At 73.5% G+C, this 20,825-nt stretch carries 17 protein-coding genes and 1 tRNA gene; 9 read left to right on the top strand and 9 right to left on the bottom strand.

The features are described 5' to 3' along the window. Window positions 1-71: 71 nt before the first annotated feature. Window positions 72-1,592: a DUF7059 domain-containing protein gene (locus tag OHA34_RS21895; protein ID WP_329518754.1), complete on the top strand. Its 1,521-nt coding sequence runs from the start codon at window positions 72-74 to the stop codon at window positions 1,590-1,592. A gap of 27 nt (window positions 1,593-1,619) precedes the next feature. On the opposite strand, the gene OHA34_RS21890 is transcribed toward OHA34_RS21895, so the two are convergent. Continuing rightward, window positions 1,620-2,690 (bottom strand): quinone-dependent dihydroorotate dehydrogenase, encoded by a 1,071-nt coding sequence (locus OHA34_RS21890; RefSeq protein WP_329518753.1) that lies wholly within the window; start codon window positions 2,688-2,690, stop codon window positions 1,620-1,622. A gap of 246 nt (window positions 2,691-2,936) precedes the next feature. On the opposite strand from OHA34_RS21890, the gene OHA34_RS21885 reads away from it, so the two are divergent. Next, window positions 2,937-3,170, top strand: coding sequence for a DUF6243 family protein (locus OHA34_RS21885; protein WP_285939856.1), 234 nt, complete (start codon window positions 2,937-2,939; stop codon window positions 3,168-3,170). A gap of 51 nt (window positions 3,171-3,221) precedes the next feature. Here the strand turns inward: OHA34_RS21885 and OHA34_RS21880 are convergent, their stop codons facing one another. After that, on the bottom strand, window positions 3,222-4,568 hold the full coding sequence (locus OHA34_RS21880) for a hypothetical protein (RefSeq protein WP_329518752.1): 1,347 nt from the start codon (window positions 4,566-4,568) through the stop codon (window positions 3,222-3,224). A 426-nt stretch (window positions 4,569-4,994) separates the two neighbouring features. After that, a complete protein-coding gene (locus OHA34_RS21875; RefSeq protein WP_329518751.1) occupies window positions 4,995-5,153 on the bottom strand; it encodes a hypothetical protein in 159 nt (52 codons plus the stop codon). Window positions 5,154-5,472: 319 nt separating this feature from the next. Here OHA34_RS21875 and OHA34_RS21870 point away from each other — a divergent pair, with 319 nt between their 5' ends. The 5 genes from OHA34_RS21870 (at window position 5,473) to OHA34_RS21850 (ending at window position 10,526) form a co-directional block, all read left to right on the top strand. Continuing rightward, window positions 5,473-6,741 carry an extracellular solute-binding protein gene (locus OHA34_RS21870; protein WP_329518750.1) on the top strand — a complete coding sequence of 423 codons (1,269 nt, stop codon included), beginning with the start codon at window positions 5,473-5,475 and terminating at the stop codon, window positions 6,739-6,741. 11 nt (window positions 6,742-6,752) lie between these two features. Next, window positions 6,753-7,688, top strand: a complete 936-nt coding sequence (locus OHA34_RS21865) for a carbohydrate ABC transporter permease (RefSeq protein ID WP_329518749.1) — start codon at window positions 6,753-6,755, stop codon at window positions 7,686-7,688. Then, entirely contained in the window at window positions 7,688-8,518 is an 831-nt protein-coding gene (locus tag OHA34_RS21860; RefSeq protein ID WP_329518748.1) for a carbohydrate ABC transporter permease, read from the top strand. Before OHA34_RS21865 ends, OHA34_RS21860 begins: the two co-directional genes overlap by 1 nt. 9 nt (window positions 8,519-8,527) lie before the next feature. Further along, a complete protein-coding gene (locus OHA34_RS21855; RefSeq protein ID WP_329518747.1) occupies window positions 8,528-9,775 on the top strand; it encodes an ABC transporter ATP-binding protein in 1,248 nt (415 codons plus the stop codon). Between the two features lie 61 nt (window positions 9,776-9,836). Further along, window positions 9,837-10,526, top strand: coding sequence for a class I SAM-dependent methyltransferase (locus tag OHA34_RS21850; protein WP_285939862.1), 690 nt, complete (start codon window positions 9,837-9,839; stop codon window positions 10,524-10,526). Window positions 10,527-10,619: 93 nt separating this feature from the next. On the opposite strand, the gene OHA34_RS21845 is transcribed toward OHA34_RS21850, so the two are convergent. From OHA34_RS21845 to OHA34_RS21825, 5 genes are all read right to left on the bottom strand, one after another. Then, window positions 10,620-13,937, bottom strand: coding sequence for a S8 family serine peptidase (locus OHA34_RS21845; protein WP_329518746.1), 3,318 nt, complete (start codon window positions 13,935-13,937; stop codon window positions 10,620-10,622). A 149-nt stretch (window positions 13,938-14,086) separates the two neighbouring features. Then, window positions 14,087-15,271, bottom strand: a complete 1,185-nt coding sequence (fahA, locus tag OHA34_RS21840) for a fumarylacetoacetase (RefSeq protein ID WP_329518745.1) — start codon at window positions 15,269-15,271, stop codon at window positions 14,087-14,089. Continuing rightward, the gene (locus OHA34_RS21835) at window positions 15,268-16,128 is read right to left on the bottom strand and encodes a hypothetical protein (RefSeq protein ID WP_285939865.1); all 861 of its coding nucleotides are present in this window, start codon (window positions 16,126-16,128) and stop codon (window positions 15,268-15,270) included. Before OHA34_RS21835 ends, fahA begins: the two co-directional genes overlap by 4 nt. Beyond that, complete coding sequence (locus OHA34_RS21830; protein WP_285939866.1) at window positions 16,125-17,324, bottom strand: homogentisate 1,2-dioxygenase; 1,200 nt, start codon at window positions 17,322-17,324, stop codon at window positions 16,125-16,127. The genes OHA34_RS21835 and OHA34_RS21830 overlap by 4 nt, the downstream gene beginning before the upstream one ends. Before the next feature lie 140 nt (window positions 17,325-17,464). Beyond that, on the bottom strand, window positions 17,465-18,067 hold the full coding sequence (locus OHA34_RS21825; RefSeq protein ID WP_329518744.1) for a MarR family winged helix-turn-helix transcriptional regulator: 603 nt from the start codon (window positions 18,065-18,067) through the stop codon (window positions 17,465-17,467). Between the two features lie 182 nt (window positions 18,068-18,249). Between OHA34_RS21825 and OHA34_RS21820 the strand changes: the two genes are divergently transcribed. After that, on the top strand, window positions 18,250-19,983 hold the full coding sequence (locus OHA34_RS21820) for a pyruvate dehydrogenase (protein WP_329518743.1): 1,734 nt from the start codon (window positions 18,250-18,252) through the stop codon (window positions 19,981-19,983). Between the two features lie 45 nt (window positions 19,984-20,028). Continuing rightward, a tRNA-Ala gene (locus tag OHA34_RS21815) sits at window positions 20,029-20,101 on the top strand. A gap of 109 nt (window positions 20,102-20,210) precedes the next feature. Here OHA34_RS21815 and OHA34_RS21810 read toward each other — a convergent pair. After that, on the bottom strand, window positions 20,211-20,801 hold the full coding sequence (locus tag OHA34_RS21810) for a TetR/AcrR family transcriptional regulator (protein WP_329518742.1): 591 nt from the start codon (window positions 20,799-20,801) through the stop codon (window positions 20,211-20,213). Window positions 20,802-20,825: the final 24 nt, after the last annotated feature.

Genomic DNA, 20,825 nt, shown 5'->3' with positions numbered 1-20,825 from the left:
GCGGCGCCTGGGGCCGACTCGCCGTGCGGGGTTGGGCGGACGGCGGCGCGGGGAGCGGGCAGGATTGGCGGATGCCTGATCATCATGAGCCCCTCCCGCTCCTGCGTCCCGTCCGTGCCGCCTTCGACGAGGCGGGGTACACCGTCGCGGGGGTGCGGGAGCTGCTCGGCCCGGTCGCCGGCGGGGCGCTGGCGCGCGACGAGATCGTCCCGGCCCTGCGCGCGACGGGCGGCGGGACGGAGCTGGAGGCGCTGACCCGGCTGTTCTGGCTCCAGGTGCCCGTGCCCGCGGACGCGCCGGGGATGAAGGGCCTCGCGGACGTCCTGGTCGCCGCGGGCCTGGCCGGGGTGTCCGCCGGGGAGGTGCGGGCGGTTCTGCACGTCGAGCCGCTGGAGTCGGTGAACGGCGGCCATGCCGGGTATGCCGTGTCGGACCTGAAGGTCCGGCCGGGGGACGGCGCCGTCCTGGGGGCCGATCATGTGGTCGGTGTGGGCGGCGCGTCCGGGAGTCTCGCCCGGCTGGTCGTCCACAGCCCTGTGGATAACTTTCTGGATCTGGGCACCGGATGCGGCGTGCAGGCGCTGCACGTCGCGGACCGGGCGGCGCGGCCACGGCCCGCCCGGATCACCGCGACCGACGTCAACCCGCGCGCCCTGCGGCTGGCCGCGATGAGCTTCGCGCTCTCCGGGCTGGACGGGGTGGAGCTGCTGGAGGGCTCGTTGCTGGAGCCGGTGCGCGACCGCCGGTTCGACCTGATCGTGTCCAATCCGCCCTTCGTCGTCGGGCCCTCGGGGCGGCTGGTCTACCGGGAGTCGGGGTTGCCGGGGGACGAGTTCTGCCGGCGCCTGGTGACCGGGGCGCCGGGCCTGCTGAACGACGGCGGGCACTGCCAGTTCCTGGCGAATTGGCTGCATATCGAGGGTGTTCCCTGGGAGGAGCGCGTCGGCGGATGGGCCCGGGAGTCCGGGTGCGACGGCTGGATCGTGCAGCGCGACGTCCAGGATCCGGCCGAGTACGCCGAGCTGTGGCTGCGCGATTCCTGCGAGTCCGGCACGGCCGAGTACCGGTCCCGCTACGACGCGTGGCTGGACGATTTCGAGCGGCAGGGCGTGACCGGGATCGGCTTCGGCTGGATCACGTTGCGGCGCACCGGTGCCGCCGCGCCGACCGTCCGTGTCGAGGAGCTTCGGCACGCCGTCGAGCAGCCGGTCGGCGGGTATGTGGGACACGTTCTCGACGGGGTCTCCGGTTCCCGGGAGTTTTCCACAGCCTGTGGACAGTCGGGCGGGCTCGACCGGGTCCGGCTGCGCACCGCGGCGGGGGTCGTCCAGGAACAGGTCGGGCCGCCGGGGGCCGAGGACCCCGAACGCATCCTGCTGCGGCAGTCCGGGCGGCTGCGCCGCGCGACCGGGGTCGGCACCGTGGAGGCGGGCCTCGCGGGAGTCTGTGACGGCACGCTGCCGCTCGGGCCGCTGCTGGACGCGATCGCCCAGCTCACCGGGATCGACCCGGAGGAGGCGCGGGCGCACGCGGCGGCCGTGCTGCCCGAACTCGTCGCCGACGGCTTCTTCGAGATCGCCTCGCTGAGCTGAGCTGAGCCAGGGCGGGGCGGACCGGTGTTAGCGGCGGGCCTCGTCGAGGGTGGCGAAGGCGCTGCCGCGCAGCCGCCGGGACAGGTCGCTCTGGACGCGGTGCGCCCAGAGCGGGCCGCCGTAGATCATCGCGGTGTAGCCCTGGACCAGGGTCGCGCCCGCGCGGATCCGTTCCCAGACGTCGTCGGCGTTCTCGACGCCGCCGACCGAGATGAGCACGAGCCGGTCTCCGGCGCGGGCGCGCAGGCGGCGCAGCACCTCCAGCGAGCGCTCCTTGAGCGGGGCGCCGGACAGCCCGCCGGTCTCCTTCACCAGGGCGGCGGCGGACGCCAGGCCGTCCCGCGCGATCGTGGTGTTGGTCGCGATGACGCCGTCGAGCCCGAGTTCGACGGCGAGGTCGGCGACCGCGTCCACGTCGGCGTCGGCCAGGTCGGGGGCGATCTTGACCAGCAGCGGGACGCGGCGCGCGGTGACCCGGTCGGCGGCCTCGCGGACGGCGGCCAGCAGCGGGCGCAGGTGCTCGACGGCCTGGAGGTTCCGCAGGCCGGGGGTGTTGGGCGAGCTGACGTTCACCACGAGGTAGTCGGCGTACGGGGCGAGCCGCTCGGCGCTCGCCACGTAGTCGGCGGCGGCCTCGGCCTCGGGGACGACCTTGGTCTTGCCGATGTTGACGCCGACGATCGTGCCGGGCCCCCGGCCGCGCAGCCGCTCGGCGGCGGCCTCGGAGCCCTGGTTGTTGAAGCCCATCCGGTTCACGACGGCCCGGTCGGGGACCAGGCGGAACAGCCGCGGCTTCGGGTTGCCCGGCTGCGGGCGGCCGGTGACCGTCCCGATCTCGACGTGCCCGAACCCGAACGCGCCCAGCGCGTCGTAGGCCACGGCGTCCTTGTCGAAGCCGGCGGCGAGGCCGAGCGGGCTGGGGAACTCCAGCCCGAGCGCCCGCACAGCGAGCGCCGGATCGCGGCGGGCCAGCACGCGGCGCAGCAGCGCGGCGGCGCCGGGGACGGCCTGGACCGCGCGGAGCGCCCGCAGCGTCAGGTGGTGGACGGTCTCCGCGGAGACCCTGGCGATGAGCAGTGAGAACACGAGTCGGTACATCGGGATCGAGTATCCCAGCCGCCCGCCGCGAAATGGGATTGAGGGGCGGGTCGGGCGCGGCCTACCGTGGACCCATGCTGACCAATGTCTGGGCCACCGCTTGGTGGCCCGCCCTGCAACGCCTGATCCGCCACCGTCCGGCCCCCGGGTCCGGACGCGTCGCGATCGGCGCTTGACGCTCGCTCCCGAGCGGCCGGACCTGGTGCGCGCACGTCCTGAGCACACCAGCCCGAACGGGAGATCCACATGTCCAAGAGCCGCGGCCGTAACGGCCTGCTGGGCGTCGGCGGCCAGCGCAGGTCCATCCCGCGCAAGGCGCTGCGAGGCGGCGCCGGAGCGGGGCCTGGAGGCGGCGATCCGCTCGCCGAGAAGAAGGAGCTGCTCCGCAGGATGCGCGAGCGTTCGCGCGAGCAGGCCGCCGACCAGCTGAACGACCAGTCCGTCGAGCAGGCGGCGGACCAGGTCGACGAACAGGAATGACACCTCGGTGAACGCGCCGGTCCCGTACCTTGCGGGGCCGGCGCCTTCCGGTCAGCGACGAAAGGCGCGGCGTAGTTGCAGCCGGACGTCGCGTCCGGCGTCGCGCATCGTGGTCCGGACGCTCTGCCGGGCGACGGCAAGGCTGCGCCGCGCCGCGCGGGCGGGGTCGCCGACCGTGCGCCGCCAGGCATGGGCGAGACCCGTCCGCATCGGGTGCAGGACGCCTGACCGGACCCGGTGGGCCGGAGCGACCACGAGGGTGCGCCAGAGCCACCGCACGACCCGGGCGGCGAGCCGCCAGGTCGCCGCGCCGGCCCGTCCGGTCGGTGCCAGCACGTAGCGCCACAGGGCCAGCGCCGGGAGGACGAACACGACGCGGCACAGCGCCGCGAGGGCCCGTCCGAGCAGCCGCCACGCCCACACCAGCGCGGTGCCGACGGCGCTCGCCGCGCCCGCCACCGCGTGCACGATGTGGCGTCCGAGCCATCCGAGCATGGCCAGCGGGGGACGCAGGAGGTACTGCCACAGCAGCGCCAGCGGCACCACGATCAGCAACGCGAACAGCGCGGCCACACCGGCCGCGATGCCCTTCACGATCAGCAGGAGCACCCGGCCCGTCCGGACGGCGAACCAGGCCAGGCCCGCGCCGATGGCGCCGAAGACCAGGGTGGCGGCCCGGCCGATGGCGCTGAGCACGGCGGCGATGCTCGCGCCGAGGAAGGCCAGCCCGGCGCCGAACGCGCGCAGGACGGCGCGGGCCCCGCGGCCCAGGGCGCGCAGCGGGCGGAGCAGGACGAGGTCGAGGAGGCGGCCGATCAGGCGCAGCCCGGCGCGGACCACCGCCGCGACCGCCGAGGCGAGCGCGGCGAGGAGGCGGCCGACCGGTGCGAGGAGCGTGGAGAGGATCCAGCCCAGCGGCCGGATCAGGAGGATCGTGAAGAGCAGGGCCGCGCCGGACGCGAGCCACGCGAGGAGGGTCGCGAGCCCGGACCCGAGCCGCGCGAGGACGGCCGCGACGGCGCGTCCGGCCGCCGCCAGGCCGCGCCCGATCGGGCCGAGCAGCCATGCGTGCAGGGCCCGGCCGATCGCCCGCAGCGTCCACGCGATCCCGGTGGGCACGCGCATCAGGCCGCGCCATCCGGTCCGGACGCCCCGCCCGCACAGCAGGACCAGGTCGTACACCAGGCGGATCGGGACGATGACGATCAGCGCGACCACGCGCAGCGGAACGACCAGCCAGGCTGGTCCCGCCGGTCCGGCCGGCGGGGCGACCGGCGGGCCGACCGGCGGCGTGGCCGGATCGGATCGCTCCGAAGGTGGGGGCGAGGGGCGCTTGGTCAGGTCCGGACGGAGGGCTCGCCCGTGCGGGCCGTCGGCCTGGGGGTCGGGGGTGGTCACTGCTTCGTACCTCGCAGAACTCAGAGGCGGGCAGCCGCGACCCGTCTGGCGCTATGTGGGCGTTGTCTGATTCTGACCCGGCCGGCCAGAGGACGGTTCCTCCCGAAGGGGGATCTTCTGGGGTGAACCCGTTCCGCGCCGGTCACCGTACCGCTCCGCGATCCGGGGGGGCTTCCGCACCTTTTGGTGACAGAAGAATTACCTCGAAAGAAGGCCGCGAATACCTCGTGTTCTGCCGGGTGGCGGCGTGCCGGCTGGCCCGCCTGGGGAGTTCGCATGCAGGGCGATCTACAATCCGATGCCGCATATCCGGCATTCCCCAACGTATCGGTTCGCTCCGTGTCGACTTGCCATAGGTCACCTCGCCACTCGTCGCGGCATCGGGGGCTTCTCGGCGCCGGAGCGCCGCGCGAAATCGGGGTGTGATCACGGATATCGCAGGTGACGGCCCAGTAGGGGTGAGGGCATCATGTCGATCATTTCAGTGTCGTTGGCCGCGCAGAGGCGCCCATGGGCGCGCACGATGTCCGATCGATTCGTCTGGTATTTGAGCTTTTCGACGTAGCGTCCGATCGCTCTGGTCACGTTTGTCAGTCGGTCCGATGACACATCTCGACAGTTCCGGGACCCGGTGTTTGAGTGGAGATCGTCCCGCCACGGGAATGCGGCCCGGCACGGGGGCGGCCGAGAAATGCGGCCGGCTCGCGCACCGGGTCGCCGAGGCGTTGAGAGGCAGTGCCCGCGACGTGGTGGGAAGGCGTCGGGAGGCCCGATGGTCGAGCGAGTCGGACGAGCCGCACGAACGGCACGAGGCACACCAGCGGCACGAGCGAGACGGACGGCGGGGCGCGCGCGGAGACGACGGACCGGGCGGCCGGCCGGCCGCGCGGGGCGGGGCGCGGCGGTGGCGGCGGTGGCGGTGCTGCTCGCAGGCGGGCTCGCCGCGTGCGGTGGCGGGGGCAGCACGCCGACCCTCACCTGGTACATCAACCCCGATGACGGCGGGCAGGCCAGGCTGGCCGCGGCGTGTACGCGGGAGTCCGGCGGCCGGTACCGGATCAGGACCTCGGTGCTGCCGAACGACGCGACCCAGCAGCGCGAGCAACTGGTCCGGCGGCTGGCGGCCAAGGACGCGGGGCTCGACATCATGAGCCTCGACCCGGTGTTCGTCGCCGAGGCCGCCAACGCCGGGTTCCTCCGCCCGTTCCCCGCGCGCGAGGCGGCGCGCCTCACCCGGGGCGTGTTCGCGCCGGCGGTGCGCAACTCCACCTGGGAGGGCCGGCTCTACGCGGCGCCGTTCTGGGCCAACACCCAGCTCCTCTGGTACCGCAAGTCCGCCGCGGAGAAGGCCGGGGTCGACCCGGAGGCGCCCGGCTTCACCTGGGACGCGCTGATCGACGCGGCGGTGCGGAGCGGCACCACGGTCGGCGTGCAGGGCAACAAGTACGAGGGCTACATGGCGTGGGTGAACGCGCTCGTCGCGTCCGCCGGGGGTCAGATCATCGGTGACACCGAGAAGGGCGAGGACGCCAGCATCGGCATCGGCTCCCCGGCCGGCGAGCGGGCCGCGGCGGTCATCTCCCGGCTGGCCCGGTCGAAGGCGGCCAGCCCGACGCTGTCCACCGACATCGAGGAGCAGGCCAGGTCGCTGCTGAACGGCCCGCACGGCGGGTTCATGGTCAACTGGGGCTACATCTGGCGGGCCGAGAACGGGGACGCCCGGGACGGCGTGATCGACCAGGGCATCCCCGCCGACCTCGGCTGGGCCCCCTACCCGGCGGTCGACGCCGGGCGGCCGGCCAGGCCCCCGTTCGGCGGCATCGAGCTCGGCATCGGCGCGTACGGCCGGTACCGGAGCACCCTCGCGGTCGACGCGGTCGGGTGCGTCACCTCCACCGCCAACATGAAGAAGTACATGATCGACTCGGGCAACCCGGCGGCCCGCGCGGAGGTCTACGACGACCCCGAGGTCGTCGCGGAGTTCCCGATGGCGAGGCTGATCCGCGACTCGATCGGTGCCGCGGCGCCGCGGCCGATCACCCCGTACTACCCGGACGTGTCCGGGGCCGTGCAGAGCAGATGGCATCCGCCGGCCTCGGTGCGTCCCGAGACGACGCCGGGCCGGTCCAGCACGTTCATCCGCCGGGTCCTGTGCGGCCAGGTGCTGCTCTGAGGGGACGGATCATGACCGCAGTGCAACCGGCGCCGGTCGCCGGCCTCCGCCAGGGCCGCGCCGAGCGCTCGGACCGCAGCCGCGCCGAACGCCGCCTCGGGCTCCTGCTGTCGGCTCCCGCGGTGGCCATCATGCTGCTGGTGACCGCGTACCCGCTGGTCAACGCGGTGTACCTGTCGATGTTCAGCTACCGGATCACCGCGCCGGACGACCGCAGGTTCGTCGGCTTCGGCAATTACACCACCGTGCTCGGCGACGCGCTGTTCTGGCAGGACGTGTTCACCACCTTCGTGGTCACGGTGGTCACCGTGGGGGTGGAGCTGGTGATCGGGTTCGGGCTGGCGATGGTGATGCACCGCGCGGTCTTCGCCCGGCGCACCGTCCGCACCGCGATCCTGCTGCCGTACGGGATCGTCACGGTGATCTCGGCGTTCGCCTGGAAGTACGCCTTCGACCTCCAGTCGGGGTTCGTCGACTCCTGGCTCGGGCTCGGCGACCGCGCCTGGTTCTCGGGCCGCTGGTCGTCGCTGTCGGTGGTGGTCCTGTCGGAGATCTGGAAGACCACCCCGTTCGTGTCGCTGCTGCTGCTCGCCGGGCTGGCGCAGGTGCCGGGCGACCTCGGCGAGGCCGCCACGGTCGACGGCGCCACCGCCTGGCAGCGGCTGTGGCGGGTGACGATCCCGAACATGAAGGCCGCGATCATGGTCGCGGCGCTGTTCCGCACGCTGGACGCGTGGCGGATCTTCGACAACGTCTACGTGATGACCTCGGGCCAGCAGCGGACCGAGACGTTGTCGTTCCTGGCCTACCGGCAGACCATCACCCGGACCGCGATCGGGCTGGGCGACGCCGTCGGGGTGCTGCTGTTCCTGTCGGTGGTGCTCATCGCCGCCGTGTTCATCAAGGGGTTCCGGGTGGACCTGTCCCAGGTGCGAGGTGATCGTTGATGGAGACGGCCCGTGCCAAGGCGATGTGGATCGCGGTCTCGCTCCTCATCCTGGTCTGGACGGTGTTCCCGATCCTGTGGATCGTGATGCTGTCCTTCAAGCGGCCCGGTGAGATCGGCAACCAGCGGGGGTTCCTCCCGCACACCTGGACCTGGGAGAACTACCGGACGGTCTTCGAGACCGATCTGTTCACCGCGGCGCTGGTCAACTCGATCGGCATCTCGGTGATCGCCACCGTGGTCGGGGTGGTGTTCGCGACGCTGGTCGCGTACGCGATCGCGCGGCTGGAGTTCCCCGGCAAGCGGCTCATCCTGTCGTTCGCGCTGGCCATCGCGATGTTCCCGGTGGTGTCGCTGGTCGGGCCGCTGTTCGACCTGTGGCGCGACGTCGGCCTGTACGACACCTGGCCGGGGCTGATCATCCCCTACATCTCGTTCGCGCTGCCGCTGGCGATCTGGACGCTGTCGGCGTTCTTCCGCGAGATCCCGTGGGAGATGGAGCAGGCCGCGCAGGTCGACGGCGCCACCACCTGGCAGGCGTTCCGCAAGGTGATCGTGCCGCTGGCGGCGCCCGGGGTGTTCACCGCCGCGATCCTCACCTTCTTCTTCTGCTGGAACGACTTCGTCTTCGGCATCTCGCTGACCTCGACCGACCGCGCCCGCCCGGTGCCGGCGGCGCTGGCGTTCTTCACCGGCGAGTCGCAGTTCGAGCAGCCCACCACGGCCATCTGCGCGGCGGCGGTCGTGGTGACCGTGCCCGTCGTCGTCATCGTCCTGCTGTTCCAGCGCCGCATCGTCGCCGGGCTCACGTCCGGCGCCGTCAAGGGCTAGAGGAGAACCATGGCCGCCATCACCATGAGCAACATCGTCAAGAGGTACGGCGACGGGTTCCCGGCCGTGAACGACGTGTCCCTGGACGTGCGGGACGGCGAGTTCATGATCCTGGTCGGGCCGTCCGGCTGCGGGAAGTCGACCCTGCTCCGCATGATCGTCGGGCTGGAGGACATCACCTCCGGGGAGATGCGGATCGGGGAGCGGGTCGTCAACACCGTCGCGCCCCGGCGGCGGAACCTGTCGATGGTCTTCCAGAACTACGCCCTCTACCCCCACCTCACCGTCTTCGAGAACATCGCGTTCCCGCTGCGGCTCGCCAAACGGCCGGACGACGAGGTGCGCCGCCGCGTCACCGACACCGCCGGGCTGCTGGAGCTGACCGACCACCTGGAGCGCAAGCCCGCGAACCTGTCGGGCGGGCAGCGGCAGCGCGTCGCGATGGGCCGGGCGATCGTCCGGCAGGCCGACGCGTTCCTGTTCGACGAGCCGCTGTCCAACCTCGACGCCAAGCTGCGCGGCCAGATGCGCACCGAGATCGCCCGGCTCCAGCGGCGCCTCGGCGTCACCACCGTCTACGTCACGCACGACCAGACCGAGGCGATGACGCTCGGCGACCGGGTCGCGGTGCTGCGCAAGGGCGTCCTCCAGCAGGTGGGCAGCCCGCGCGAGCTGTACGAGCAGCCCGAGAACCTGTTCGTGGCCGGGTTCATCGGCTCGCCGTCGATGAACTTCCTGCCCGCGTCGGTCGAGGGGACGGTCCTGGCGACCCCGCTCGGCCGGTTCGAGCTGCGCGACGAGCGCAAGGCCGCCGCCGCCGCGGGCCGCCGGGTCGTCCTGGTCGGGCTCCGCCCGGAGAGCTTCGAGGACGCCGCGCTCGTCGGCGCCGCCAAGCGGGAGCGCGGCGCGGTCGTGCGGGTCCGGGTGGACGTGACCGAGTGGCTCGGCAACGAGCAGTACGCCTACGTCCCCTACGAGGCGCCGGAGGACCTCACCGCGCGGCTCCGCGAGCTGTCGCGCGAGCTCGACGGCGACCAGATGCGCACGCAGGCCGTGGTGGCGCTGGACGCGAGCAGCCCGATCGTCGCGGGCGAGGAGGCGGAGCTGTGGATCGACACCGCCGGGCTGCACATCTTCGACCCGGCGACCGGCGCCAACCTCACCCGCGACGAGGAGCGGGTCGCGGAGCTGGGCCGGCACTCCGAACGGGTCCGCGCGGCGAAGCGGGAGGCGCAGCGGGTCGGACCCCCGTCCTGACCGGAAGGTCAGGACGTCGTTGATCATTCATGGCAGTATCGGGAGGATGCCGAACGGATCCATGTACGAAGCATTCGCCGAGGAGTACGCCGTCCACGCCGAGGGCGGGGCCTACAACGCCCTCTACGATCGTCCGGCCGTGCTGGGGCTCGCCGGCGACGTCAGCGGGAAGACGGTCCTGGACGCCGCGTGCGGCCCCGGGTTCTACGCCGCGGAGCTGCTCCGGCGCGGCGCGCGGGTCATCGGATGCGACCAGAGTCCGACGTTCGTGGAGCTGGCCCGGGACCGTTCCGGCGGGCGGGCCGACCTCAGGGTGCACGACCTGTCCGAGCCCCTCGACTGGGTGCCGGACGGATCGGTCGACCTGGTGCTGATGGCGCTGGCGGTGCACTACCTCGACGACCAGGTCGCGCTGCTCCGCGAACTGCGGCGCGTCCTGGCGCCCGGGGGCGCGCTGGTCCTGTCGACCGAGCACCCCATGACCGCGTGGCTGCGCCTCGGCGGCTCCTACTTCGCCGAGGAGCCGGTCGAGGAGTCGCTGAATGACGAGGCCGACTGGCCCGTCCGGATGTGGCGGCGGCCGTTGACGTCGATCGTCGCGCAGTTCCGCGAGGCCGGCTTCCTCATCGAGGAGCTGCTCGAACCGAGGCCCGTCCCGGCGATGGCCGAGCGGTTCCCCGCCGACTACGCCCGGCTGGAGGAGTGTCCGGCGTTCATCGCGTTCCGGCTGGTCCCCGCTCCGGCGCGCTGAGGGCGGAGCCCTCGCCGGCGGGCGGGGGCGAGCCCTCTCCCGGGGGCGAGCCCTCTCCCGGGGGCGGGGCGGTGCCCCCGGGAGAGGAGCCGGTCAGGCCAGGCCGTACGCCCGGATGACCGTCTGGGTCACCGCGTTGCCCGCCTTGTCGGTGGCGGTGGCGCGCAGCGAGACCGCCGTGGCGCCGGACGGCGGGGTGACCGAGGCGACGCCGGCGCCCGGGGTGCCCGCCGCCGGGACGCTCCGCCAGGTCGCGCCGTCATCGAAGGACGCCTCGACCTTGAGCGACGCGGGCGCGGAGGCGGGGGCGCCGGAGTTGCGCTCCACCCAGTAGGGGATGCGGGTGGGCTTCCCCTTGGCCGCCTGGTTGTTCTCGTTCAGGCCGGCGGGCATGAGGTTGACCACCTGGAGCGGCAGCCCGGTCTTCGCCGCGGTCTTGGCCGAACGGAACGTCCAGACGGTGTCGAGCCGCGTCGAGAGCGCGGCCAGCGGGCTTTTCTCGCGGGTGAGCGACTCGTGCAGCGTGTAGACCGCGGCTTCGTCGGGGAGGTCGGCGGTGAGCTCGACCGCCCCGTACCCAGGACGGAGCTTCCCTTCTGAGACCACGGTGTCGCCGCGGCTGAGGCGGAGCGTCCCTTCCATGGTGCTGTCGGTGGTGCAGACCTCCCGCGCGCCGGTCACCGGGCAGGACGTCGACACTTTGGTCTGAGAGCCGTCGCGGAAGTTGCTCCAGTCGTTGAGGTTCTGGCCGAGGACGCCCGCGTTCCACGCGTCGGCCTGGGGTCCCGCCCGGTAGGAGCGGGGGTCGCGGAACGCGCGGACGATCTCGCTGTCGGGGTCGTCGCCGTAGAGGCGCAGCTCCGAGCTCCAGAAGACCTTCGGGTCGGCCCGCAGGTAGATCGCGACCGTGCCCGGGAACGGGCGCGTGACGCTCTGCCCGACGCTCTCGTACGCCCCGGTCTCGGAGTTGTAGCCGACCCAGCGCAGCAGGGCGGTGCCCGCCTTGCCGTGCGAGCGCACGGTGGTGTCGAGCCGCGCCATCTCGGCGCGGCGGGTGCGCAGCGCGGGATCCGCGGGGATCTGCTTCAGCGCGTACCCGTAGTCGCGGAAGATGTAGGGGCTCGGCGCCTCCGGCGTGGTGCCCTGCTTCTGCCAGGTGGAGGTGACCGCGTAGCGGAGCTGGTCGTGCTTGGCGGGCTGCACCGACATCCGCGCCGTGGAGTTCCCGTACAGGTACATGATCGAGGCGGCCTCGCCCACGGCGAACGTCATCGTGGCGGTCGCCTCGGTCAGCTCCGAGCCGGGCTGGTCGTTGGTCAGCTCGATCGGGGTGGTGCGGCGGGCGTCGAAGGGGATCTCGCGGGCGCCGGGGGCGAGGTCGTACACCTGCCGGAAGCCGCTCGTCCACGCCGAGCCGGTCTTCACCTGGGTGCCGATGACGTACCGGCCGGCCGGCACCCGCGCCCGGGCGATGCCGTCCGCACCCGCCAGCGCGTTGATGCTCTCGAAGGTGTCGACGTTCTGCACCATGACGTAGTTGTAGGCGGCGGGCTTCCCGTCGCGGTCGGTCGCGGGCATCGCGAGGTTGGTGGTCGGCGGCTCGACGAAGCCGGTCACCGGCGTCCGCACGACCGGGCCGGACGCGGTGGACGCGGTGATCTGGCCGGCGAACGTGTTGGTCTTGATCCCGTCCGTGCCGCGCATGGTGAGGGTCACGTCGGCCGTGCCGTTCGCGGGGACGGTGACGCGGTTCCGGTCGAGTGTCCCGGAGACGGGCCTGCCGTCGGCGGTGGCCAGCGCGACGGTGAGGTCGAGGTCGACGGGCGCGGCGCCGGAGTTGGTGTAGGTGACCTTCTTGGCGAGCTCGGAGGGGCCGGAGTCGGGCCACCTGAGGTCGCCGGCGACGCTGGGCGGCGAGGTCGACACCTCTTGCGTGACGGCCTTGCCGACGTCCACCCGCCCGGAGCCCTGGATGTTCGGCGACACCCCGTCGAGGGGCTTGGCCGAGGCCATCAGGGTCGACTTGAGGCGCGGCCCGGCCCAGTCGGGGTGCTGCTGCGCGAGGATCGCCGCGGCGCCCGCGACGTGCGGGGTGGCGGTCGACGTGCCGGACAGCCGGGTGTAGTTCGCGTCGACCGGGGAGCCGAGCCCGGTGTCCTTGGCGCGCGCGGCGGTGATCCCGACTCCGGGCGCCATGATCTCGGGCTTGAGCGAGAAGTCGCCGATCCGCGGGCCCTGCGTCTGCGTCGCCGGCCTGTCGTCGCGGTCCACGCTGGTGACGGCGAGGGCCTGCTCGGCGCCGGCCGGGAGCGAGGTGAACATCGGCATCGGGAAGGGGATGTCGCCCGCGGCGGCGACGAACAGCGTCCCGGTCTCCTTGGTCAGGTCGTTGACGGCCGCCTCCACCGGGTCGAGGTCGGGGCTGTCGCAGAAGCAGGTCATGCTCAGGTTGACGACCTTGGCCTTGGCCTCCCTGGCCGCCCACGTCATGCCGTCGATCAGCCAGGACTCCTGGCCCTCGCCGGCGTCGTCGAGCACCTTGCCGCTGACGAGCGTCGCGTCCGGGGCGACGCCCCGGTACCTGCCGCCGGACGCGGCGCCCGACCCGGCCACGACCGAGGCGACGTGGGTGCCGTGGCCGAAGCGGTCGTCGGCGGACGCCGCGGTGGTGAAGTTGCGGCTCTCGGCGACCTTCAGGTCGGGGTGCGAGCCGTCCACACCGGAGTCGAGCACGGCGACCTTGACGCCCTTGCCGGTCAGGCCCTTCTCCCAGGCGGCGGGGGCGCCGATCTGCGGGACGCTGCCGTCCAGGCTCGCCTTGAGCCTGGCGTCGAGCCAGAGCCGCGCCGAGGGGTCGGCGGTGAAGCCCTTCCAGAGCTGCGGCAGCGCGGACTTGGGTGCCTCGGCGGCGGTGAGGCCGGTGCCGGGGAGCGCCCGCGTCCGGCCGGACTTCAGCGCGGCGCCCGCGCCCTTCATGATGAGCGGCAGGCCGGCCCGGTTCGCGTCGTCGTAGCCGGCGGCGAGCAGCCGGTCGACCTCGAACAGCCGCCGGTCCAGCCGTCCCGCCGCGATCAGCGGCTGGGCGTCCACCGGCGTCACCGTGATCTTGTCCTTGGTGACGACGGCGTTGTAGCCGGCCGGCTTCCGGCCGGGGGCGGCGTTCAGCGTGACCCGGGGGCGGTGCCCGGGGGCGGGGGTGACCGTCACCCGGTCACCGGTGATCAGCGTGACCGTCCGCGCCGGGCCGCCCGCCCCGGCGGCGCCGGCGGGCCTGGCGGACGTGTCGGGGCCGGGCGCGGCGCCCGCCGCCGGGCCTGGCACGGCGGTGGCCGCCAGCACGGCGGTCAGGGACGCGATGGCCGCGATCCCCGCCCTCCGGCGTCGTCGGAACCTGCTCTGCACATCGGTCACACTGACCACTCCTCGGCGCGGGGAGACCCCGGGACGGCGGTGGTACCGGCCGTCCCAAACGACGCCACCATATGCTGGCATGATCGTTGTGACCAGACCCCGCCGCCCCGGTGGCCACTTCAGGCGGCCGTCGGCGGTCGGGCCGGGGGTCAGGCCGGGGGCGGCAGGATGCGCCCCCGGACCTCGCCGAAGCCGAGGCGTCCCCCGTCCGCGGCGGGCGCGGTGGCGGTGATGACGACCTCGTCGCCGTCCTCCAGGAACGCGCGCCGCTCGCCGTTCACCTCGATCGGCTCGGTGCCGCCCCAGGTCATCTCGATGATCGCGCCGACCTGGTCGCGGCCGGGGCCCGACACCGTCCCGGACGCGAAGAGGTCGCCGGTGCGCGTCGACGCGCCGTTCACGGTCATGTGCGCGAGCATCTGCGCCGGCGACCAGTACATCTCCCGGTACGGCGGACGGGACACCTCCTGGCCGTTCCACTCGACGGCCAGGTCCAGGTCGAGGCCCCACGGCGCCGTCTCGCGCAGGTACGGGAGCGGCTCGGGGTCCTGGACGGGCGTGTCGACGCGCGCGGCCTCGAGGGCGAGGAGCGGGACGACCCAGGCCGAGACCGAGGTCGCGAAGCTCTTGCCGAGGAACGGGCCGAGCGGCGCGCCCTCCCACGCCTGGATGTCGCGCGCCGACCAGTCGTTGACCAGCACGGCGCCGAAGACCCGGTCGGCGAAGCCGGCGGTGGCGGAGCCGGGCGCGGCGGCGCCGAGCGGCGAGCCGGTGCCGACCACGAAGCCGACCTCGGCCTCGATGTCCAGCCGGCGGGACGGGCCGAACGTGGGCGCGGCCTCGTCCGGGGCCTTGCGCTGGCCGGACGGGCGCGCGATCGCGGTGCCCGACACCACGACCGTCCCGGCGCGGCCGTGGTACCCGACGGGCAGATGCCGCCAGTTCGGCAGCAGCGGCGCGGAGTCCGGGCGGAAGAGCCGCCCGAGGCTGGTCGCGTGGTGCGCGGAGGCGTAGAAGTCGACGTAGTCGGCGACCTCGAACGGCAGGTGCGGGGTGGTGGCGCCGAGCGGGTGGACGGCGTCGTCCGGCACCTCGCCCGACACCAGCTCGGTGATCCGCCGCCGTGCGTCCACCCAGCGGGCGCGGCCCTGCGCCATGAAGGGGTTCAGGGTGGGCCGGGCGAACACCTCGTCGCCGAGCGCGGCGGCGAGGTCGACGACCGAGCCGGCGACGCGGACGCCCACGCGGGGCGCGGTGCCGGGGGTGGAGAACACCCCGTACGGCAGGTTGGCGAGCCCGAACGGCGAGCCCTCGGGGATGTCGATCCTGGTCATGCGTCCTCTCCTCCGGCGGTGGCGGGGATCAGCCCCAGGCCCACGAGTTCGGTCAGCGGGTCGGTGACACTGCACGTACCGAACGATACGAACGCGGCCCGCGCGGCTGCCGCACCGGCGCCGTCCAGCGCGGCGACCCGGGCGGCCACGGCGGCGGCGTCGCGGTCCGCGAGCGTGCGCGCGACCTCGGCGGTGGGCCGGTGGCGGAGCGCGGTGTCGGCGGCGAGCAGCAGGTTGAGGAAGCCGTGCTGGTCGAAGCCGGTCTCCGGGTCGGTGCCGCGGACGGCGTGGTGCAGCCCGGCGGTGGCCTTGAACGCCACCCCCGCGTCCACCGCGGCGGTGATCGCGGCGGCCAGCTCGGCCGGGTCCGGGTACAGGTCGGCGGTCACCCCGCCGGTCCGGAACTTGGCGCGGTGCGAGGTGCGGGCGAGCGCGGCGACGAACCCGGGTCCGCGGCCGTCCCGGGGGACCTCGACGAAGACCGGCACGTCCTGGTGGACGCGGTCGAGGGCGGCGAGGAAGTCGGCCGCCCCCATCCCGGTCGGGACCGCGACCTCCAGCGCCCGCAGGTCGATGGGCAGCCCCGCGACCGCGGACAGCACGCCCGGGATCTGGGCGGGCCCGCCGGGCGCGGTGACCGACAGGTCGAGCGGCGGGGCGTCGCCCGCGAGCAGCGGGGCGAGCGCGTCGAGCGCGGGCGCGGCGAGGACGAGCGGGCCGACCAGCTCGGCGTACGACGCCGTCCGGTGCAGCCGGTGCGCGGCCACCGCGTCCGGCAGCGGCATCAGGCCGGGCGGGAACATCGCCGCGTCGTCGCACAGCCCGGCGGCGAAGGCGGGCAGGGCGGGCGCGGTCACCGGGCCGGGCCCCGTCCGGCCCAGCTCCAGGCGTAGCCGGGATCCTCGCAGGCCAGGCCGCCCTCGCCGAGCTCCAGCGGGCGGAAGGTGTCGACCATGACGGCCAGCTCCTGGACGGACCCGGCGCCGATGCTGCCCTCGTACGCGCCGGGCTGCGGGCCGTGGGCGTGCCCGCCGGGGTGCACCGACACCGAGCCCGGCCCGATCCCTGATCCCTTGCGCGCCGCGTAGTCGCCGCCGCAGTAGAACATGATCTCGTCGGAGTCGACGTTGGAGTGGTAGTACGGCGCCGGGATCGACAGCGGGTGGTAGTCGACCATCCGCGGCACGAAGTTGCAGACCACGAAGCCGCTGCCCTCGAAGACCTGGTGCGCGGGCGGCGGCTGGTGCACCCGGCCGGTGATCGGCTCGAAGTCGTGGACGCTGAAGGTGTAGGGGTACAGGCAGCCGTCCCAGCCGACGACGTCGAACGGGTGCCGCGCGTAGGTGAGGCGGCTGCCGGCGGGTCCGCGCGAGCCGCGGTGCCTGACCAGCACCTCGACGTCGGTGCCCTCGAGCTGGAGGGGCGCGCCCGGCCCGTGCAGGTCGCGCTCGCAGTACGGCGCGTTCTCCAGGAGCTGCCCAAAGCGCGACAGGTAGCGCTTGGGCGGCGCGACGTGGCCGGTGGCCTCGATGACGTACGCGCGCAGCGGCCGGTCGCCGGACGGGAGCCAGCGGTGCGTGGTGGACGCGGGGAGCACGACGTAGTCGCCCTCGTCCGCGCGCAGCGAACCGAAGACGGTCTCGACGGTCGCGGCGCCGGACTCGACGTAGACGATCTCGTCGCCGGTCGCGTTGCGGTACAGCGGCGACGCGGCGGCCGAGACCACGTAGGACAGGCGGACCTCGGCGTTTCCGAGGATCAGGCGCCGGCCGGTGACCACGTCGGTGCCGGCCCAGGTCTCCTCGGGGAACAGCTCGTGCAGCTTGAGGTGGCGCGGCTTGAGCGGATGGTTCGGCACGGTCGCCTGGTCCGGCGGCTCCCAGGCCCGCGCGTCGACGACGGCCGACGGGATCTCGCGGTGGTAGAGCAGCGAGGAGTCGGACGAGAAGCCCTCCTCGCCCATCAGCTCCTCGAAGTAGAGCCGTCCGGCCTCGTCGCGGTGCTGGGTGTGGCGCTTCGGGGGCACGTCGCCGATCCGGCGGTAGTACGCCATGCCTCTCCCTCCGGGTCCGTCCGGGATCTAGTACATGTGTGAATCACTTTGCCGTGACACTACGGCCCCGGGGCGCCGCTGAGAACCCCCGGCGCGCGCTCGCGGCACCGGTTCGGGCCGGGACCGGACGGAGCCCGCTCTCAGGTGCGCTCGCGGACGTCGAACTGGTCGCGGTTGGCGATGAGCTTGTCGAGCAGCAGGATCAGGATGTCCTGCTCGGCCTCGGTCAGCACCCCGGCCCACTGCCGCTCGCGGTCGTTCTGCGCCTGGAAGACCTCCAGCATCGCCCGCCGCCCCGCGCCGGTCAGCGACATCAGCACCGACCGGCCGTCGTGCTCGGCGGGCCCGCGCAGCAGCAGCCCGCCCGCGACCAGCGTCTTGGCGAGGTTGGACACCGCGGCCCGGCTCATCCCGGCCAGCGTGGCGGCCCGGCCCGGCTCCAGCGGCCCGGCCAGCCAGGTGACGAACAGCAGCCGGAACGCCGCCCACGAGTGGCCGCGCGGCCGGTGCACCGCGGACTCGAGGTCGTAGGTGACGATCATCGAGGCCCGGTTGAGGGTCAGCAGCAGCCGGGTCGCGCGCCGGTTCCCGAAGCCGTACTCCTCCGCCAGGCGCTGCCCGGCCAGCTCGACGAAGGACCAGAAGTCGAGCTCGGCGCCCTCGGTGCCATCGGCGCCGCCCGTGTCGTCGGCGCTGCCCGTTCCGTCCGCGTCGTCCGCGTCGGCACCGCTCTCCTCGGCCATGGCCGCAACCCTAGCCGCGCCGCGAGGCCGGGCCTAACTAGTACATGGATTGATTACTTGCCCGCCCCGGGTGATTCGGCTGGTCGCGTGGTTAGAGTGAAGATCACCGGGAATTCCCCCAGGGCACGGGGGCGGTGGCACCCGCCGTCCCGCCCGCGCGAGCCGGTGAGGTGGGGGAGAGCATGGGCACGGTCGCCGAGCAGTTCATCGAGGTGCTGCTCCAGGCGGGAGTGCGGCGGATCTACGGGGTCGTGGGCGACAGCCTCAACCCGGTCGTGGACGCCGTCCGCCGCACCGACGGCATCGAGTGGGTACACGTGCGCAACGAGGAGGCCGGCGCGTTCGCCGCCGCCGCCGAGGCGCAGGTCACCGGGCGGCTCGCGGTCTGCGCCGGAAGCTGCGGCCCCGGCAACACCCACCTGGTCCAGGGCCTGTACGACGCGCACCGCACCGGCGCGCCGGTGCTCGCGCTGGCCTCGCAGATCCCCAGCACCCAGATCGGCAGCGGCTACTTCCAGGAGACCCATCCCGAGCGGCTGTTCGTCGATTGCAGCCACTACTGCGAGATGATCAACGGCCCGGAGCAGCTGCCGCGGATCGTGCGCACCGCGATCCAGCACGCGATCGGGCTGAACGGCGTGGCGGTGCTGACCCTGCCCGGCGACACCGCGAGCCAGGAGGCGACGCACCCGACCGGCCGGCACGACTTCCTCGTCCGGCCCGGGATCGTCCGGCCGCCCTCCGACCAGGTCGAGCAGCTCGCCCAGGCGCTCGACCGGGCGGGCAAGGTGATGCTGTTCTGCGGCGCGGGCACCCGGAACGCGCACGGCGAGGTGATGGAGCTCGCCCACCGGGTGCTGTCCCCGGTCGGGCACGCGCTGCGCGGCAAGGAGTGGATCCAGTACGACAACCCCTTCGACGTGGGGATGAGCGGGCTGCTCGGGTACGGCGCCTGCTACGAGGCGATGCAGGCCGCCGACCTGGTCGTCCTGCTCGGCACCGACTTCCCGTACGAGCCGTTCCTGCCGGGCGCGCGCACCGTCCAGGTCGACCACGACGCGTCCCGGCTGGGCCGCCGCACCCCGCTGGAGCTCGCGGTGCACGGCGACGTGGGGGAGACGCTGCGGCTCGTCCTGGAGAAGGTCGAGCAGAAGACCGACCGGACGTACCTGAACGACATGCTGCGCCGGCACACGCGGGCGCTGGAGGGAGTGGTCTCCGCTTACACGCGCAACATCGAGAAGCACGTGCCGATCCACCCCGAGTACGTCGCGAGCGTGCTGGACGACCTCGCGGCGGACGACGCGGTGTTCACCGTCGACACCGGCATGTGCAACGTGTGGGCCGCCCGCTACCTCACGCCGAACGGGCGGCGCCGCGTGATGGGGTCGTTCGTGCACGGCTCCATGGCCAACGCGCTGCCGCACGCGATCGGCGCGCAGTTCGCCGCGCCCGCCCGCCAGGTGGTCTCCCTCTCCGGCGACGGCGGCCTCGGGATGCTGCTCGGCGAGCTGCTCACCGTGAAGCTGCACCGGCTGCCGGTCAAGATCCTGGTCTTCAACAACGCCTCGCTCGGGATGGTGCGGCTGGAGATGCTGGTGGACGGCCTGCCCTCGTTCGAGACCGACCACGAGGCGGTCGACTTCGCCGCCATCGCGCGCGGCGCCGGGATCGCGGCGGTACGGGTGGAGAAGCCGGCCGACGTCCGCGCCGCCCTGGCCACCGCGCTCGCCGCCCCCGGCCCCTACCTCGTCGACCTGGTCACCGACCCGAACGCGCTGTCCCTCCCGCCGCGCATCACCCCGCAGCAGGTCAAGGGCTTCGCGCTGGCGGCGGGCAAGACCGTGCTGACCGGCGGCGTCGGCAAGATGGTCGACCTGGCGCGCAGCAACCTGCGCAACATCCCGCGGCCGTGAAGAAACGATCTACGGCGGGGGCGGCGGCGGGCTAGGCTGCCCTGACGGGCCGTAGCGCAGAGGTTGTCGCGCCCCTACTGCATGGGGGAGGACGCCGGTTCGAATCCGGTCGGCCCGACGTCACCCGAGTGCCCACCCCGGCCTGTGCCAAGGATCGGCCGGACGCGGCGGCCTCGGCCATGGAGAAGCGCCACCTCTGAAAGCCGGGCCGGGGGCGCGGGTGCCGGTCAGTTGAACGGGCGGGCCATCTCGTCCAGGGTCTCGGCGGTGACGGCGCTCAGCGGGCGCGGCGGCTGCTCCTCGATCCACAGGTGCGTCGCGAGGCGCAGTGAGGTGAGGAACGCCGCCGCCGTGACGCGCGAGCGCGGGTGCGCGCTGCTGATGCCGTCCCGCTCGCCGATGGCCGTGGCGAGCCGGCGCTCGTAGGCGGCGTAGTGCGCGAGCTGCCGGGCCAGCACCGAAGGGTGTGCGCGGGCGAGCCGCGCCTGGGCGGCCCACTGCGGGTCGGGCTCGCCGACTTCGGCGAAGGCCGTCAGGAGGGCGGCGCGCAGCGCGGTCCACGACGACTCGCCGGCCGGACGTGCCTCGAACGCCTCCAGCAGGCCGAGCATCCGCTGCTGATCGCCGTAGAGGAGCGCGTCCTCCTTGCCGGCGAAGTAGTTGGAGAAGGTGCGGCGGGAGACGCCCGCCGCGTCGGCGATGGCCTCCACGGTGACCTCGCCGAGACCGTGCTCGACCGCGAGGCGCATCGCGGCGTCGTGCAGGGCCCGGCGCGTCGCCTCCTTCTTGCGCTCGCGCAATCCGACGGTGCTGTCCATGGTCCGCCCAGCCTATCCACCGGT

Origin of the sequence: Spirillospora sp. NBC_01491 (assembly GCF_036227065.1) — a bacterium.
Taxonomy (GTDB): domain Bacteria; phylum Actinomycetota; class Actinomycetes; order Streptosporangiales; family Streptosporangiaceae; genus Spirillospora; species Spirillospora xylanilytica.
The sequence above is the reverse complement of the archived record's forward strand: the minus strand, read 5'-3'. Positions and strand labels throughout refer to the sequence as shown.

Excerpts from the sequence above, each read along its gene's own strand:
- OHA34_RS21885 (WP_285939856.1), top strand. The coding sequence starts at position 2,937 with ATGTCCAAGAGCCGCGGCCGTAACGGCCTGCTGGGCGTCGGCGGCCAG.
- OHA34_RS21825 (WP_329518744.1), bottom strand. The coding sequence starts at position 18,067 with ATGGCCGAGGAGAGCGGTGCCGACGCGGACGACGCGGACGGAACGGGC.
- OHA34_RS21850 (WP_285939862.1), top strand. The coding sequence starts at position 9,837 with ATGTACGAAGCATTCGCCGAGGAGTACGCCGTCCACGCCGAGGGCGGG.
- fahA (WP_329518745.1), bottom strand. The coding sequence starts at position 15,271 with ATGACCAGGATCGACATCCCCGAGGGCTCGCCGTTCGGGCTCGCCAAC.
- OHA34_RS21865 (WP_329518749.1), top strand. The coding sequence starts at position 6,753 with ATGACCGCAGTGCAACCGGCGCCGGTCGCCGGCCTCCGCCAGGGCCGC.
- OHA34_RS21810 (WP_329518742.1), bottom strand. The coding sequence starts at position 20,801 with ATGGACAGCACCGTCGGATTGCGCGAGCGCAAGAAGGAGGCGACGCGC.
- OHA34_RS21830 (WP_285939866.1), bottom strand. The coding sequence starts at position 17,324 with ATGGCGTACTACCGCCGGATCGGCGACGTGCCCCCGAAGCGCCACACC.
- OHA34_RS21890 (WP_329518753.1), bottom strand. The coding sequence starts at position 2,690 with ATGTACCGACTCGTGTTCTCACTGCTCATCGCCAGGGTCTCCGCGGAG.
- OHA34_RS21895 (WP_329518754.1), top strand. The coding sequence starts at position 72 with ATGCCTGATCATCATGAGCCCCTCCCGCTCCTGCGTCCCGTCCGTGCC.
- OHA34_RS21855 (WP_329518747.1), top strand. The coding sequence starts at position 8,528 with ATGGCCGCCATCACCATGAGCAACATCGTCAAGAGGTACGGCGACGGG.
- OHA34_RS21820 (WP_329518743.1), top strand. The coding sequence starts at position 18,250 with ATGGGCACGGTCGCCGAGCAGTTCATCGAGGTGCTGCTCCAGGCGGGA.
- OHA34_RS21860 (WP_329518748.1), top strand. The coding sequence starts at position 7,688 with ATGGAGACGGCCCGTGCCAAGGCGATGTGGATCGCGGTCTCGCTCCTC.